At 35.5% G+C, this 17,034-nt stretch carries 11 protein-coding genes; 1 reads left to right on the forward strand and 10 read right to left on the reverse strand.

Translation table 11 applies throughout. From position 1 onward, the window contains the following. Positions 1-169: 169 nt before the first annotated feature. Entirely contained in the window at positions 170-820 is a 651-nt protein-coding gene (locus ABEB23_RS15295) for an endonuclease III domain-containing protein (protein ID WP_348813487.1), read from the forward strand. Positions 821-944: 124 nt separating this feature from the next. On the opposite strand, the gene ABEB23_RS15300 is transcribed toward ABEB23_RS15295, so the two are convergent. The 10 genes from ABEB23_RS15300 to ABEB23_RS15345 all read right to left on the reverse strand — a co-directional run bounded on the left by ABEB23_RS15300 (position 945) and on the right by ABEB23_RS15345 (position 17,032). Next, positions 945-1,088, reverse strand: coding sequence for a hypothetical protein (locus ABEB23_RS15300; protein ID WP_348813488.1), 144 nt, complete (start codon positions 1,086-1,088; stop codon positions 945-947). A 51-nt stretch (positions 1,089-1,139) separates the two neighbouring features. Further along, entirely contained in the window at positions 1,140-1,724 is a 585-nt protein-coding gene (locus ABEB23_RS15305) for an RNA polymerase sigma factor (RefSeq protein WP_348813490.1), read from the reverse strand. A 351-nt stretch (positions 1,725-2,075) separates the two neighbouring features. Continuing rightward, positions 2,076-2,834 (reverse strand): glycoside hydrolase family 16 protein, encoded by a 759-nt coding sequence (locus tag ABEB23_RS15310; protein WP_348813491.1) that lies wholly within the window; start codon positions 2,832-2,834, stop codon positions 2,076-2,078. Between the two features lie 6 nt (positions 2,835-2,840). Beyond that, complete coding sequence (gene bglX / locus ABEB23_RS15315) at positions 2,841-5,141, reverse strand: beta-glucosidase BglX (protein WP_348813492.1); 2,301 nt, start codon at positions 5,139-5,141, stop codon at positions 2,841-2,843. An 80-nt stretch (positions 5,142-5,221) separates the two neighbouring features. Then, on the reverse strand, positions 5,222-6,865 hold the full coding sequence (locus tag ABEB23_RS15320; RefSeq protein WP_348813494.1) for a family 16 glycosylhydrolase: 1,644 nt from the start codon (positions 6,863-6,865) through the stop codon (positions 5,222-5,224). A gap of 11 nt (positions 6,866-6,876) precedes the next feature. Next, positions 6,877-8,502, reverse strand: coding sequence for a hypothetical protein (locus ABEB23_RS15325; RefSeq protein ID WP_348813495.1), 1,626 nt, complete (start codon positions 8,500-8,502; stop codon positions 6,877-6,879). A gap of 10 nt (positions 8,503-8,512) precedes the next feature. Then, entirely contained in the window at positions 8,513-9,991 is a 1,479-nt protein-coding gene (locus ABEB23_RS15330) for a RagB/SusD family nutrient uptake outer membrane protein (RefSeq protein WP_348813496.1), read from the reverse strand. 10 nt (positions 9,992-10,001) lie between these two features. Continuing rightward, positions 10,002-13,046: a SusC/RagA family TonB-linked outer membrane protein gene (locus ABEB23_RS15335; protein WP_348813497.1), complete on the reverse strand. Its 3,045-nt coding sequence runs from the start codon at positions 13,044-13,046 to the stop codon at positions 10,002-10,004. A gap of 250 nt (positions 13,047-13,296) precedes the next feature. Continuing rightward, the gene (locus ABEB23_RS15340) at positions 13,297-16,098 is read right to left on the reverse strand and encodes a helix-turn-helix and ligand-binding sensor domain-containing protein (protein ID WP_348813498.1); all 2,802 of its coding nucleotides are present in this window, start codon (positions 16,096-16,098) and stop codon (positions 13,297-13,299) included. A 247-nt stretch (positions 16,099-16,345) separates the two neighbouring features. Continuing rightward, on the reverse strand, positions 16,346-17,032 hold the full coding sequence (locus ABEB23_RS15345) for a glycoside hydrolase family 78 protein (RefSeq protein WP_348813499.1): 687 nt from the start codon (positions 17,030-17,032) through the stop codon (positions 16,346-16,348). Positions 17,033-17,034 lie beyond the last annotated feature (2 nt).

The following is a 17,034-nucleotide window of genomic DNA, read 5'->3' on the forward strand; positions in this document are numbered from 1 at the left end:
AAACCCCGGAATTTTTATGGCTATTTTTTCTTGTAAGGACAAAGCGACCAAAGGAAGCTCTTGTAATTACTTAGAAAAAAAGGTACTAAAAATGAGGAGTTGCAACGAAAAGCTGGATTAGGCACATAATAGAAATTATACTATTTTTACTCTTTATAAAAATACAAAAATGAATAAACAGGAACGTGTAACATTTGTTATAAATACGTTAAAAGAATTATATCCGACAATTCCTATTCCGCTTGACCATAAAGATCCTTATACTTTATTGATTGCGGTTTTACTTTCGGCTCAATGTACTGATGTTCGCGTGAATCAGATCACTCCAATCTTATTTGCGAAGGCCGACAATCCATATGATATGGTAAAAATGTCTGTGGAAGAAATACGGGAAATCATCAAACCTTGTGGCTTATCACCGATGAAGTCGAAAGGCATTCATGGTTTATCACAAATTTTAATTGATAAACACGGAGGAAAAGTGCCTCAAAGTTTTGAGAGTCTGGAAGAACTACCGGCTGTTGGCCATAAAACGGCAAGCGTTGTGATGTCACAAGCTTTTGGAGTTCCCGCCTTTCCTGTGGATACGCATATTCATCGATTGATGTATCGTTGGAATTTGACTAATGGAAAAAATGTGGTGCAAACGGAAAAAGATGCTAAACGACTTTTCCCTGAAGAAATATGGAACGATTTACATCTTCAAATTATCTGGTATGGAAGAGAATATTCCCCAGCGCGAGGTTGGGATTTAGAAAAAGATATCATTACCAGAACAATTGGACGAAAAGCAGTTTTAGAAACCTTTAATAACAAATAGGTTCTTTAAAAAACACTAAATTTCACTAATCTTTAGGATGAATTAGTGAAATTTAGCATTTTTAAATCATAAACCAAAAGCGAGTTTTTGGTTCAAAAACATCCGACAATTGGAGTGGGCTGTTTTAATTAGCAATAATTTCGAAACTGTTATTCTCAGTTTTAATGACTTTTAAAGCTTTAGAATAATTTAATAAAAAAGAGACAACTTCCTTTTTTGGTTTCATTTTCTTAGTAACTAATGATTTTTTGGAGTAAGTTTTTGCCATATTATAATCAGTTAAGATTTATAATATAACGTAGTTATCAACCAAATATTATTAATTCGTTAAAATAATTTGATGTTTATCGATAACTTTTCTCATATTCATCAATGCGTAACGCATTCTACCTAAGGCTGTATTGATGCTTACTCCTGTTAACTCTGAAATTTCCTTAAAACTCATATCCTGATACATTCTCATAACCAAAACTTCTTTTTGATCAGCAGGAAGTTCTTCTATGAGTCTTTTCAAATCTTTTTCAACTTGCTCCGAAATAATTTTATTCTCAATGGTAAGGGTACTATCGGTCATTATTGAAAAAATAGAAAACTCCTCTGTTTCTCTGAACATCGGCATTTTTTTAGTTTTTCTGTAATGGTCAACAATCAGATTGTGGGAAATTCTCATGACCCACGGCAAAAATTTACCTTCTTCGTTGTACGCGTTAGACTTTAAAGTTTTAATAACTTTAATAAAAGTGTCTTGAAAAATGTCATTTGAAATATCTCTATCAGAAATCTTAGAGTAAATAAATCCGAAAATTTTTGATTCGTGTTTTTTGATTAATAAAGCTAAGGCATTTTCATTTCCTGCAATATAATCTTTAACCAACAAATCATCTGTAAGTTCAATAGTAGCCATAATAATACTTTTTAGTTTAGTTCAAAATTTGGGGGGCAATTTTTTCTAAAAAAGTAGTTTTTGGATATAGGCAGTTCGCTTTATAGGTTAATTAAGATTTCAAATTTAACAAATAATTATTAAAGGAAGCAAATAAAATCAATAAAATTTGACAACTTCGACAAAAAAAACATTTAAATTAAGTTATTTTAACAAAATAAAATATTGACAAAAAAAGGCCAAAATCCAGCATAAAGATCTGAAAAACAAATATTCGGTGGGTTTTAGAAAAAAGAAGCGACATTAATTTTCCTTGCAACAAAATTGCTGCCACTTCTTTTAGTGTGTACTCGGAGAAGTACATTTATACTCTTATTGATAGACTTTAATATAATCTACAGTAAAGTCTTGAGGAAAAACGCTGTCATCAACGGCGGGACCTCCAAAATTCCCTCCGATTGCCACATTTAAAATAAAATAGAATGGCTTATCAAATGGCCATGTATTCTCATTTTTAATCTCAGGTTGAAAAGTGTATACTAATACATCGTCCACAAAAAAATCCATTTTATCTTTTGTCCAATCGACGGCATAAACATGGAAACCTTCTTCAATATTTGGAAAATTGGTTTTTTTCGTATTAGTAGTATTTCCATGACTATCTTGTGTATGTAAAGTCGTAAATACTGTATGAGGCTCTTTTCCTATATATTCTAAAATATCTATTTCACCACATTTTGGCCAACCTACCTGACTAATATTTTGACCTAACATCCAAAATGCCGGCCAAATTCCATGACCAATGGGTAGTTTTGCTCTTGCTTCCAATCGACCATATTGAAATACTTTTTTATCTTTGGTCGTTATTTTGGCGGAAGTATAGACACTCCCTTCTTTCTTTGCATGAATAACCAGATTTCCATCTTTAATTTCATGGTTATTCCTAGTATAAATCTGTCGCTCATTATTCCCCCAACCACATAGATTAGGGCAACCATCACCCAGCTCGAAGTTCCAAACCGATTCGTCCAAGGTTGGTTTATTAAAATTTTCTTCCCAAACCAATTTTCGTTTGGTTTGTTGTGCCAAACAAAGGTTTCCGATACATAATAGAATTAAAAGTTTCTTCATTTTGAATTAATTAATAAATTGAAAATTATCTTCTAAAGTGGTGGCTGAACTTCCTCCGATAAAAACTTTGAAATCTCCCGATTCTGCTTCCCATTTGGCATTGGCGGTGAAATATTGAATTGTTTTTTCATCAATTGTAAAAGTAATCTTTTTAGTTTCATCAGGCTGCAATTCGATCATCTCAAACCCTTTCAATTCTTTGACAGGTCTTGTTATGCTTCCGATTAAATCTCTGATATACATTTGAACAACCTCTTTTCCAGTTACTTTTCCAGTGTTTTTTATCTGTACGGAGACTTCTATTTTTCCTTCTTTAGCAAAAGATTTTGACGACAATTGTAAATCCGAATACTCAAATTTAGAGTAACTCAATCCATGTCCAAATGGATACAAGGGAGTATTTTTCTCATCGATATAATGAGACCAGAACACACTTTCAGCTTCGGTCATAACTGGCCGACCCGTATTTTTATAATTGTAATACATCGGTAATTGGCCTACATTTCTTGGAAAAGTCATAGGCAATTTCCCGCTTGGATTGTAATCCCCGTACAAGACTTGCGCAATAGCATTACCGCTTTGTGTTCCTAATTGCCAGGCTTCCACGATGGCAGGAATATGTTCATCCGCCCAAGGAATGGCTAGAGGGCGTCCATTGTTTAAAACCAAAACAAGATTCCCATTGACTTTAAATATTTCTTCCAATAATTCTTGTTGAACACCCGGCAAACCGATATCAGATCTGCTTCTTCCCTCTCCCGATTGCAAACCGTGCTCCCCTAAAACCATTATAACGACATCTGCCTTTTTTGCCACAGCAATAGCTTCTGCAAATTCTGATTTATCTGTCGTATTAATTTTAGTCTCCCAAATAAACTGTGTTCTTCCCACAGCTACATCAGCCCCTTTTGCATAAGTAATCTGATTACCTTTGTAGTTTTGCATTCCTTCGAGAACTGAAATGGCAGAATTATCATCTGCAGCGATTCGCCAACTTCCTAACGGACTCGTTTTATCATTTGCCAATGCTCCAATTATTGCAATTTTTTGACCTGATTTTTTAAGAGGCAATATCTCCTTTTCATTTTTCAGCAGCACAATTGATTTTTTGGCTACATCCAAAACACCTTCTTGAAACTCAGTTTTTCCGACAGTTTCTCTTTCTCTATTTTCATCGCAATATCTATAAGGATCGTCAAATAAACCCAATTCAAATTTTACTTTCAAAATCCTTTTCGCAGCATCATCTATATCACTTTCTTTTACTTTGCCTTCTTTGACCAATGCAACCAGATGTTCTACATAAGCACTAGATTCCATATCCATATCAGAGCCGGCATTAATTGCTATCTCGGCAGCATGCTTGCTGTCTTTCGCATAACCGTGTGCAATCATTTCATTGATAGACCCCCAATCCGAAACCACAAAACCGTCAAACTTCCATTCGCCTTTTAATATTTGCCTTTGCAAATAAGGATTTCCGGTTGCAGGAACTCCGTTCAGTTCATTAAAGGAATTCATAAACGTTCTCACGCCAGCGTCAACAGCTGCTTTGAAAGGAGGAAAAATGGTGTTTTGCAAAGTGGTTTCACTCATATCCACTGTATTATAATCCCTGCCTGATTCAGCAAAAGCGTATCCTGCAAAATGTTTGGCGCAGGCCAAAATAGTATTATTAGCGGCTAAATCATCCCCCTGAAAACCTTGTACACGGGCAACAGCAATTTTACTTCCTAAAAAAGGATCCTCACCGGCGCCTTCCATGACACGTCCCCAACGGGCATCTCGCGAAACATCAACCATGGGAGCAAAAGTCCAATTGAGCCCAACCGCCGACGCTTCTTCTGCAGCAATTGCGGCTGATTTTTTTATTGCCTCCAAATCCCAGCTCGCCGCCTCAGCCAGTGGAATAGGACTAATTGTCTTATAGCCATGTATGACATCAAAACCGAAAATTAAGGGAATGCCCAATCGCGTTTCTTCAACTGCAATTTTTTGTAATGCCTTCACGTCTTTCACCCCTTTTACGTTGAGCATTGATCCTACCAATCCTTTTTTCAGATCCTCATATTTTTTGGCCGCCTGACCTTCTTTTGGTGTCGGCCCAGTGATATCCCAAAATCCGTTGTATTGGTTAAGTTGTCCAACTTTTTCTTCTAAAGTCATTAGCTTAAAAACCGAATCTACTCTTGTTTCCAAAGGATTTCTTTGGACAGCAGAAACAGATGGATTTATAATTTTGCTACTGCAGGCAACAAATACAAAAGCAGTTATGGCGAATGATGTAAACAGGAACTTATTTCTCATTTGTCTCATTTTTTATACTTTAAATTAAAAGGCCGGTAAAAGAACCGACCTTCTAATTCTAGTTGAATTTATAAATAGTATTATTGATAAACCCTTACATAATCAATCTCCATAGAAGATTGTGTAAAAGCAGGATCAATTGTTCCGCCGAAAGTTCCTCCCATTGCCACATTTAAAATCAAGAAAAAATCTTTATTAAATGGTACAGTGTTATCATTGGCAAAAGAATGAAACAAATTATCATCCACATAAAACTTTACTGAAGCAGGACTCCAAACCGTTTTATACACATGGAATTCGGAAGATGCATTAGCGATAGTGGTAGTTCCAGTACTAGGATTCCCACCTGAATGACCTGGATAATGCAGAGTTCCATGAATAACATTTGGATCATTTCCTTTGTGTTCCATGAAATCAATTTCTCCGCAAGCGGGCCAAACATTCGTATTATAATCAGCGCCCAAAGACCATATCGCTGGCCATGTTCCACCGCCGGATGGTAATTTGGCTTTCACTTCAATTTTACCATATGTGAATTCATATTTACCCTCTGTTTTTAATCTGGCAGAAGTATAACTGGAACCGTCTTTTTTGGCGGTGATCTTTAGACTTCCACCTTCTACGATTACATTGTTAGCACTGTTGGTGTAGGTTTGCGCTTCGCTATTACCCCAACCCCCTGCACCAAGGTCATATCCCCATTTAGCAGCATCAGGAGCACCATCGGTATTAAACTCATCAGCCCAAACTAAATTAGTGTAATCTGTATCTGGAGTTTGATTTGGAGGTGTTGTCGTAAAAATATGGTACCAAGCCAATGCAGGGTTTCCACCCATAACTGCCCTAACAACCATTCTGTTCTCGGTAATAGATAATATTTCATAAGAGCTTTGCCCTATGTAATACCCCATAAAACCACCATCAGCTATATTGATCATTGTTCCTCTTGTTTGAGTTAAATGCTCTGGATTAGCCATTACTACGGACTCAGAAGGACTTAATGTAACTGTTTTTTGACCTGAAGTACTATAATCCAGACAAGAATCATCACTACCGGAACCTCCTCCAACACTTAGAAAAGCAGCATTAAAGAATGTTCGTCCGCCGTTATCCAATTCATATTTTAGTTGTCCGCCACTTAATGTAAAAGTCAATACATTATCATACAAACAACTGCTACTTGGTGATCCTGCTTTTTCGAAAGGAACTGCCTGGTACCAAAATCCAAAATAATTCTGACTGGCATCGGCACTATTCGGACCAACACCTAGATGACCTGGTTCTGATGCTGCCCAATACCATTTTTTAGAAGAACCTCCAGTTAAAAATTCAACTGCTTCAGCATCCTCAAAATTACTCAAGACGGTAACTTCTAAAGTTGTATTTGTTGTCACACCTCCTTTTCCGGAAGCGATAACCGTTACCGTATAAGTATTTAATCCCGGTTTAGTAAAACGTTTTTCAACACTCCCATTTGGTGCGTTCTCAGAAGTACCATCGGAAAAAATATACTTGTATGAAATGGCATTATCCGCCGTACTCGTGAATTTAATTTTCCCTGAGCCATCTCCGTCAGGAAAATCTGTTGATTGACCAACGATTTCTGTTGTCACTTCAAGGTTTGTTGGTGCGTCTATTGATCCAAAAGAAAAATTATCTTCCTGACAGTTGACCATCAAAAGAAGGACAAAAATGGATACTATATTTATAATTATTTTTTTCATGTTCCTTTTTTTTAGTTGGATTGTTTAATATCATCAAAGTAATAGGTCGATCCTGTACCATTTACTCCGAAATCTGGAAATAGAATCACTCTATCATACAAATTAGCTGTATTAAAAGCAGCCGAACTGGTAAGATCAAATGTTACTACTTGCCATGCGTTGGCAACTGTTGTAGTTCCTTCGACTTCTACAAAAACAGTTGGATTCCCATTTCCGTCTTTTGGAGAAGTTGAAACTTCCATTTTGTATAATATTTTGGCACCTACTTTTGGAGACCAAACAGTAACATTTACTTTTGTTCCTTTTGTGAAATCAACGGCAGCATCTAAATTCAAACTGGCCCCAGCCCATACTTGCGCTCCTGATGGTTTTTCGATTTTAACTACAGTATTAGATACATTGGCTCCGGACTTATCTGGATTTGCAACAACAGCGGCTGGTATAGGCCCAAAACTGGCATCCCCAAAACCATTCCATGTATAGGTCAAAGTACTGGATTCAAAATCAATAGGCAATTGGATTAATTGCGAAGGCGCTTTATAAAAATAAATATTATCTACAAAAGCACTTCCACCTGCCCAAGGAGTTCCAACCAATTTCAGTTGAAAAATATCGGCAACTGTTAATCCTTGACTGGTAAATGCTGAAATCGGAATGTCAAGACTTGTCCATTGGTTGCCAACAAGATCTTTCACAACCGGTTTTTCGCCATTGGTTAAACTGATTAGAGAAGTTTCAATTTTAGCTAAATCAGCTGTCCAAACATCCATATGAAGATACTCCATATTAGAAACATCTACCGAAGTACCGTCTGCCAATGCAATTCCTTGGTAACTCAAGTTGATATAATTCAACATTTTATCACCATTCAAATCAAATTCAGCCCAGCTGCTACCTTGACCTGCTTGCCCCCAATCAGGGAAGTAATTGGTACCTGGAACATCTATGTACTTTGAACTATAAATTGAAATCACATCTGCTGCCTGTCTATTTGGTGGTGTTGGAGCTGATGTATTCGGTTTATTAACAAGAGTTACCGTAAAATCCTCTGTGTATTCCGTTGTTTTAATGGCAGCACTTTTTGAAACCACTCGAATGGTATAGACTCCTGCCTCTTGATAAACGTATGACACCGATTCCCCATTGTTTACTGAAATAGGATCCGGATTAGCTGCTTCTCCAAAATACACATCGTAAAATAAAGCAAAATCAGCAGTTGCGGTAACTGTTACTTTTTTGGATACAGCCAAATCATTTGTAATGACTACTTCTAAATTTTCTGGTGCTCTAAAAGAAACAACTACTTCTTGAGTAACTTCTGTTCTTTTTCCGTTCAATGTTGTCCCTACAATTTTTGCCTGATAAACACCTTCCGCATACACATGTGAAGTCGTATCTCCGGGATTTACATAAGCCGGTTCTGTAGTTCCGTCTCCAAAATAAATTTCATATCGGGTAACTCCTTCGCCTCGGGGCAAAAAGGTAACATTCCCAGAATTATCCTGGGTAACCGTAGTCAAGGCGGAAATGTTTGTTGGAGCACCTATCGCATCCAAATTGATGTCACTATTCTCATCTGAACAACCAATAAAGATTGTTAAAACAAAAAGACTTATTATTAATTTTAATTTTTTCATAACTGTTTTTTTAATATCCAGGGTTTTGCGCCCAATTTCCATTTGCGAATTGAATTTCTTCGATTGGAATAGGGAATAATTCATTTTTGCCAGCGATAAATCCATCAATTTCCTGAGCAGCTTTACCTGTTCTCACCAAATCAAAGAAACGATGCCCTTCACCAACCAATTCCACTCTTCTTTCTGCCCAAATAAAATCAGTTAAGGCAGCTCCAGAAGCAGAAATATCATGGTTATTATCTCCAAAGGCACGTCTGCGTACTTCGTTTAGATATACTCTGGCTTTGTTGTCATCCAATCCGCTTCGGTTGTATGCTTCGGCGGCCATCAAAAGAACATCAGCATAACGAATCGCTCTGTAATTCCCCGGATTGGTTAAGTTTAAATCACCTTGAGCATCAGTACTTCTTTTTCGTGGAATGTATTTTCTGTTAAAAAAACCAGTGTGTTCGTATCCTTCGCCATAAGTCGCGCCTGTAGCAGCCGCCCAAGCCTCGATATCTAAAATAGCTACCGCCTCTCTGTTATCTCCAATTTCAAATGCATTCACTACTTCTTGGGTAGGAACATTGAAACTGAAACCTGACGTAAACAAATCGCCAGAATAATTTCTTGGCCCGCTAAAACCTATGGCAACGTTACCTTCACTACATTGGAGACATCCAAAACCTGCACCTTCTTTATCGGTGTATTGGACTTCAAAAACAGACTCTGATCCATTTTCTCCTTCTTCTTCAAACATTGAATTATAATCTGTAACCAATGAATATGGTGAGTTTGTAATTATCTTATCGAAAGTACTTGCGGCCTGTGTAAATTTATCCTGATATAAATATGCTTTACCTAAAAGGGCAATGGCAGCCCCTTTGGTGGCTCTTCCTTTTTGCGATGGTGTAGCCGCTAAGTTTTCAGAAGCAAAGATTAAATCGGCTTCGATTGAAGCATACACGTCTTGAACTGAAGAACGAGGTATTGATTTTTCGTCCCCAATTTTAAAACGTGCATCTTCTTTCATTGGAATACCTCCAAACCATTTCACTAATTCAAAATGATAATATGCTCTTAGAAAACGAGCTTCTGCAATCACCTGATTTTTACCTTCAAAGTCAGTTTTGTCTTTGAATTCCAATATATAATTGGCTCTGTTTACACCTGCAAACATCCAATTCCAAATATCTCTTAAGTTACTGTTTACCGGAGTATGGATCATATCATCGATTTGCTGAAAACCGATAACATCTGTCTGACTCTCCCCTCCTGCCAAAGTATTGTCGGATGCAATTTCTCCCAACATGACATTCACATAAGAAGATTGCAACAAATCATAAGCAGCAATTAATGCGTTATCATAATCCGTTTTAGAATTAAAATAATTCTCAGAATCGATCGAGTAAACAGGGTCACGACTCACAAATTCATCGGAACAGGAAACAGTTGTTATCGAGAAAATTGCTACCGAGGCAAGGGTAATAAATATATACTTTTTCATTTTAGACGAATTAAAAATTAATGTTTAAACCTAACATATAGGTTCTTGGAATAGGGTAAAAACCATAATCGATTCCACCACCAATTGGGGCTCCATTAGATGCTCCAGGGTCAAAGCCCATATATTTAGTGAAAGTGTACAGGTTGTTTACCCCTGTATATATTCTCAACTTAGTGATTCCTGATTTTTCAGAAATTTGTGGATTAAGGGTGTATCCCAGTTGAATGTTTTGAATTCTTAAATAAGAAGCATCTTCCACAAAATAATCAGAGAAAACATTGTTGGCTGTCGCACCAGTTGTTACTCTTGGTGTTGAGCTGCTTGTTCCGGCACCAGTCCATCTATCCAAAACATAGTCTAAACGGTTCGCATCAGAAAGGGTTCTCTCGTAATTTCTAACCATATCATTCCCAACAGAAGCAAAGGTGTATACGGCAAAATCAAGATTTTTATAATTCATTTGTAAATTGAATCCCATTGTGGCATCCGGTATAGGATCCCCAATATTTGTTCGGTCATTTGTATTAAGAACACCATCTCCATTTACGTCTACGTAACGAATGTCTCCCGGAGCAGCATTGGCTCCTAAAGCAACTTGCGATGGATGCGCATCAATTTCGGCTTGACTTTGGAAAACGCCATCCGTTTTGTATCCGTAAAAATATCCTATTGACTCACCCACTGCCATTCGTGAAGGAGCTGGTTGGCCTACGCCAAATGCACCGCCTTCAATAAATCCAGTTCCGTTATTTACTTCCAATACTTCATTTTTAAGGAAAGTAACATTGTATCCTACACTCATTGAAAAATTCTCAGAAAACTGATTTTTGTAATCTATAGAAAATTCAACTCCTGAGTTCCTAACCGTTCCTGCATTTACAGTTGGAGAGCTTGCTCCCGGAGCACCTGTTCCTAAAATTCCTGAAACAGGTATGTTTGGTATTAATAAATCGGCTCTGGTATCAATAAAATAATCGGTCACAACAGATACTTTATTATCAAATAATTTTAAATCTAAACCAACGTCAAACTTTTTGGCTTCTTCCCATTTCACATTTGGATTCGGAACCTGACCTGAAGCTGTTCCGTTTACTAAAGCACCATCAAAAACATAAGTAGCTTCACCGGACAATAGCGAAATATAACCGTTATTTGGAATCTGATCATTTCCTAAAGTACCGTAACTCGCTCTTAACTTCATGAAGTTTACTGTTTTTGGTTCTCCATAAAATCCTTCGTCAGAAATCACCCAACCAGCGGTAAAAGATGGAAAATACCCTACTTGATTATTGGGACCAAATTTTGAAGAAGAATCACGACGCAACATCGCAGATAATAAATATTTCCCTTTGTAATCGTATTGCATTCTGCCAAAATAGGAAAGCCTTCTTTCGTCATATGCATAAGAACTATTCGTTTTAGCTTCCAATACACCATTCGCTAATGAAATATCTGCATATTCCCAAGAATTGTTTGGCACATCATAACCTGTGGCAAACAGACCATTCCCCCATTGTTTATAAGTAGTATTCCCAAGAGTGGCAGTTATATTATGATCATCCGCTATTCTTTTGGTATATGTTGCAAAAAGATCAAATGAGTAATCATTATCATTCACTGCACCTTGAGTAACCGAACTTCTTTGAACATCAAATACTTTTCCTCCGTAGCTAATTTGTTTTGAAAAACTTCTAGATTCACTGTTAGAAGTATTGAAACCAATAGAACTTGAAAGAACAAAACCATCAAAAATTTTATAATCCAAACCAAAATTTCCATTGAGTTTTTTGAAATTATAATCATTATGAGTATTGGCAATCTGAGCTAAAGGATTGATAATTTCAGTTCCTAAACCTGTTGTGCTTGGCACTAAAGTAAAATCACCATTAGCATCGTAAGGCTTCAATGTTGGCGGAGCGTTAAGCGCATTAAACAATACAGAACCCAGTCCATTTTCATTTAATGTTTTTCGATTAAAATAAGTATAGATAACATTGCTTTTTAATTTCCATTTATCACTTAAATCAGCTCCTAAGGCTAATCTGGCAGTATTTCTTAAGAAGCCGGATTTACTTCCTCCAACAATTCCCTCTTGGTCTAAATGAGAACCACTGGCAGCATACGTAACTTTATCTGAACCGCCGGAAATGGATATATCATGATTGATTATTGGCACGCTGTTAAAAACTTCATCTTGCCAGTTGGTTCCTTCACCTAAGCCCGACACATTAGGATAAGGAACAGGATTCCCTCCATTTGCATAACTTTCATTTAATAATAATGCATATTCTGTAGCAGTTAATGTAGGAAGCTTTCTTGAGGTTTCCTGAATACCTGTATAACTGTTGATAGAAACTTTTGTTTTCGAATTCTTTTTACCTGTTTTGGTGGTTACCAAGATAATCCCGTTTGCACCTATGGTACCATAGATAGCAGCTTGAGCATCTTTCAAAACAGTAATCGATTCAATGTCATTCGGATTTAATAATCCCAACTCACCAACATAACCATCGATAATAGCTGTAGGTCCATTTTGACCATTAGTAGCAATTCCACGGATGCGAATGTCTAAGGCAGCTCCCGGTGAACCAGATTGTGTAGTCACATTTACACCGGAAACGGTTCCCTGCAAAGCCTGTTCTATTTTAACCGGTTTTAAAACATCTAAGGTTTTACTGTCCAGAACCGATACTGCTCCTGTTACCTGCCTCTTTTTTTGACTACCGTAACCAATTACAACAACCTCATTTAAAGTTTTAGATTCGCTTAGCATTTTAACTATAAATCCGTTTGTGACTGAAGCTGTTTTAACTTCTTGATTGTTATAACCTACATAACTAAATACCAGTATTGTATTTTGAGAAACTTTTGCAAATTTAAAAGTACCGTCAAAATCTGAAATTGTACTTTCATCTGCATTTTTAACTTTAATATTTACCCCAGGAAGCAATTCCCCTGTTGTGGCATCCACCACCGTTCCTTTAATTTCTCTGGTTTGGGAATAACCCAAAGATGAAAATAGAATGAACGAGATTAATAATAATTTTGATTTCATAATTTATGTTTTTTGTGAAATCTAAAATTAGCTGGATGGCTTAATAATAAATTAAAAACAACCTCTACAAAAAATATACAAACCAAAAAAAACTGCCTTTAATTTTTAATACTTCAAAAAAAGACTGGAAATTAAGAAGAAATTAAGAAACGTATTTTCAACACAGAAAATAAAAAAACCACAACAATAACGTTAATGTTGTGGTAATGTATAGGTATGTCACTACAAATTATGGCAAGCTGCGCCAATACTATACAGCCATAATATACTCAACAAGTCCTTGTTCGTGTGATAAGTCCATTTTCTTTCGCAAACGATACCTTTTTATCTCTACGCTTCGTACCGAAATGTTTAACAAAGGAGCCACTTCTTTGGAAGAAAGGTTCAATCTGAGGTAGGCACAAAGTCTCAAATCATTTGGAGTTAATGAAGGATGTGCCAATTTCATTTTTTTCAAAAAGTCTTTATCGGCATTATCGAAAGCTTCTTTAAAAACATTCCAGGAATCTTCTTCGGTTATGTTTTTATTGATTGTAGAAATGACCGATTTTATACTTTTGTCTCCATCTTGCGAAGTCTTTTTAAGGTCTTCCTTGATAAAAGCCAGTAATTCATTTTTACTGTTCAAACTCATGGTAGAAACTGCTAATTCTCGGCTTTTGGCATCGACATCTTGAGAAAGTTGTTCATTTCTTATGCGCATCAATTCCTGCTCGTTCTCCAGTTCTTTTATTTCTAATAAAAGGTTATTTTCCTCTATCAGTTTTTCTTCCTTTTTTTGGTAATATTTCTTATAAGCCCTATGAATAAAACGAGCCGCTACAAGCAACATAATTAAATATATAATTAGAGCGAAGGTAGTTTTGTACCACGGCTTCATAACTGTAAAGGAATACACCTCGGTATTTTCTAAAGTAGAATTGGCAAATTTCGCGCGAACCTTAAATACATATTCTCCTGCGGGTAAATTTTTAAAACTTACTGATGACCTTGCACTCCATTCACTCCATTCGTCTTGAAATCCTTCTAACAAATATTGATATTCTGCATTTATATATTTATTGTATTCCGGTACCGTATAATTGAAAGTAATATTATTTTCATCATATTTAAAACAGCCTTCCTCTTTAATAGCGTTGTTTTTAAAACTTTCATTCAGTTTATTGGTGATAATATCAGAAATCGAAACCTTGTAATTCTTAAAGCTTAAATCATTTATATTCAAAATATAATAACCATCCGTTGTGCCAATCAAATAATCGGAATTGGATATCTGAGTAACATTTTCAAAGCCTGACATCGAATTGGTCAAAGAAGCCGGAATCGGAATTAGATTTTGTTTGAGTTGATTGCTCAACTTACTCAGTGAAAAATAGTGAATATAATTTTTTGAAAACAGCCAGATTTTATTCGAATTATCATCAATCAATTTCCCTGATGTATATTCATCCTTTTCAAAAACAGAACTCAGGAGTTTGTCTTTTTCAAATTGGTTTGTTTTAGAATTCAATCTAAAAATCCCCTCTTTATAGGCATAATAAATAGAATTATTAAACTTGGTTAAACTTGCATTCTTCCCTTTTGTTGGTGACGAATACGTCGTAAAAGATTTTACTTTCGAGAATTTGTCATCCAATTGTAATCTGAATATTCCCTTGTATTCATGACTTACATACACCTGATTCGTATTTGTGATTTCTAAATATCTTGACGAATAATCGAATCCTGAAATTTTATTTCTAAAAACCCACTGATTATTAACTTTTGACAAAACAGAAACTCCGTAATAATTCCCCTGAAGTAATAAGTTCTTATGATTTGGAACAGTCTCAAATTTCCAGGTTCCTGACTTTGGAAAAATATTTTTGGCCGTGCCATTATCTATGATAAAAGTTCCTGAATCATGTCCGCAAAATAGGGTTCCATCATATTGAAACAATGACCACACCTGCCCTTTGGTACCGCTAACAAATTTAAACTCTTCATTCGTTTTGTAATTCTTATAGAACAAACCCTGATTAGTCCCTATATATAATTTACCATTGTATAATTTTGACGTGTAAACTGTTCCCAAAATCCCAGTATCATCAACAAAGCTCTGAACAGGAGATTGCAAATTGATACAATTGATTCCATTATCCAAACCGACCCATAGATTTTTATCCACGTCCTCAAAAAGTGACAGCGCTGTATTGTTACTCAGTCCTTTATTTTGAGTGATATGATATTTAATTCTTCCTTCTTTGGTCAAAATAAAAATCCCGTTAGAAACAGTTCCAATGGCAAAACTACCATCCGAAAGTAATTGGCAACTGTAAACACTGCTGGCCGCGAAATCAGAATCGGCCTCAGTGGAAAATTTAGATAAATTAGTTCCAACCAGTTTATAAAACCCATTCAACTGGGTCTGTATTAATAAGCCTTCATCAATAGAAAAAATATTAACAATTCTACTACTTTTCAAAATAGGATTATTTGAAATCAGCCTGCCTTTGCCACTTTCTATTTCGTAAAGTCCTTCATTTAAAGTCTGAAAATAAATAGAATTATTGGTTCGAAAGGATTTAATGATACTGTTTCCCGGATCTATTATTCTAAACTTTTTCGTTTTAGTATCATAAATATAAATCCTGTTTAATGATTGAAAAATGACAAATTGATCATATTTTAAAACGTTCCAAAACTGTTCATCATCCAGAATTTTTTTTTTTATGGTTTTACTGAGGGAAGTATATTTTAGTTTTCCATTGGCCTGTCTGACCCAAAAACCAAATTCCATATAACAACCGGTATAAATTTTATTATCAATCACTTTTACTGAACGAATGATTGTTTCATTTGGAGAAGGATAAAGTTCCCAATCCGATCCGTTAAATTCTAACAAACCTTCATTATTAGCAAAATAAACATACTGATTTTGATCCTGAGAAATCATCCAATTTTGATTTCCGGCGTGGTAAACTGTTGATGCATATTTCACAATTGGAGGTAATTCTTGAGAAAAAGCTATTGTGAATATAAAAAGTAACAGTAAAGTATATTTTGTTTTCAAAGAAGATGTGGTATTTAGATTAGAGACTACTTATTGAATTAAGATAAGTTTAAATAATAATTTGGCACTAACTCAAATATTATTTTAAAAAGTATAAAGCAGTATACAAAAATAGCTTAAAAAACCAAAAATTAAATATAATTCATGGTATTTAATAGAGTAAGTTTAGTTCACCATTAAAAATATAAAAGCGCCCCGGATTTTCCGAGACGCTTTTTACAATACAAGAATTAATTATAAAAAAACACTAATTTGTTCTAAACCTCCAAATTTGACCAATCGTTTCTCCTCCTTTGTCATCTTTAACAACAACTTTCCAAAAATATTCTTTAGAAGCAACAATTGTAACATCAAGAGTTGAAGCATCTTGATTTACACCTACTTTTTCTGTTGGTGGATTTGTTGTTCCAAAATAAACATCATAAACAAGTTTATCTTTTATGTCAACATCCTTTGCAGTCCATTGTAATTGCGCTGTTTTTGTACTTAAAACAGAATTTAATTCTGGTGATACAAGATCTGGCGAGAAAGGCAAATAATTCACCACACCATCTCCAGATGTGTAAAAACTAAAAACAGTTGAATAGGTACTTGATAGATCTTCATTATCCATTGATTTTACTCTCCAATAGTAAGCTGTAGCTTTTTCTAAAGTAAAATTTTGATAAATAGCCGAACTCTCTGCCGTCATTACAATATGCGAAAAATCTTTATCTTTCGACACTTGAATTTGATAGATTATAGGATCATTATTAGAATCCACAGCAGCATTCCATTGAAAACTTACGGCGTTATTGGTACACAATTTATTGTTTACTGGAGAAACTAATGTTGGCGTTGTAGGCGCTACATTTGTAGACTCTGCAGGCGCATCGTCATTTCCACAAGAGATTAGAAAGGCGCTAACGATAGATAGATATAAAAACTTTTTCATCT

Origin of the sequence: Flavobacterium maritimum (genome assembly GCF_040049085.1) — a bacterium.
GTDB lineage: Bacteria > Bacteroidota > Bacteroidia > Flavobacteriales > Flavobacteriaceae > Flavobacterium > Flavobacterium maritimum.

Coding starts and splice junctions, on each gene's coding strand:
- ABEB23_RS15295 (WP_348813487.1), top strand. CDS start 170: ATGAATAAACAGGAACGTGTAACATTTGTTATAAATACGTTAAAAGAA.
- ABEB23_RS15300 (WP_348813488.1), bottom strand. CDS start 1,088: ATGGCAAAAACTTACTCCAAAAAATCATTAGTTACTAAGAAAATGAAA.
- ABEB23_RS15305 (WP_348813490.1), bottom strand. CDS start 1,724: ATGGCTACTATTGAACTTACAGATGATTTGTTGGTTAAAGATTATATT.
- ABEB23_RS15310 (WP_348813491.1), bottom strand. CDS start 2,834: ATGAAGAAACTTTTAATTCTATTATGTATCGGAAACCTTTGTTTGGCA.
- bglX (WP_348813492.1), bottom strand. CDS start 5,141: ATGAGAAATAAGTTCCTGTTTACATCATTCGCCATAACTGCTTTTGTA.
- ABEB23_RS15320 (WP_348813494.1), bottom strand. CDS start 6,865: ATGAAAAAAATAATTATAAATATAGTATCCATTTTTGTCCTTCTTTTG.
- ABEB23_RS15325 (WP_348813495.1), bottom strand. CDS start 8,502: ATGAAAAAATTAAAATTAATAATAAGTCTTTTTGTTTTAACAATCTTT.
- ABEB23_RS15330 (WP_348813496.1), bottom strand. CDS start 9,991: ATGAAAAAGTATATATTTATTACCCTTGCCTCGGTAGCAATTTTCTCG.
- ABEB23_RS15335 (WP_348813497.1), bottom strand. CDS start 13,046: ATGAAATCAAAATTATTATTAATCTCGTTCATTCTATTTTCATCTTTG.
- ABEB23_RS15345 (WP_348813499.1), bottom strand. CDS start 17,032: ATGAAAAAGTTTTTATATCTATCTATCGTTAGCGCCTTTCTAATCTCT.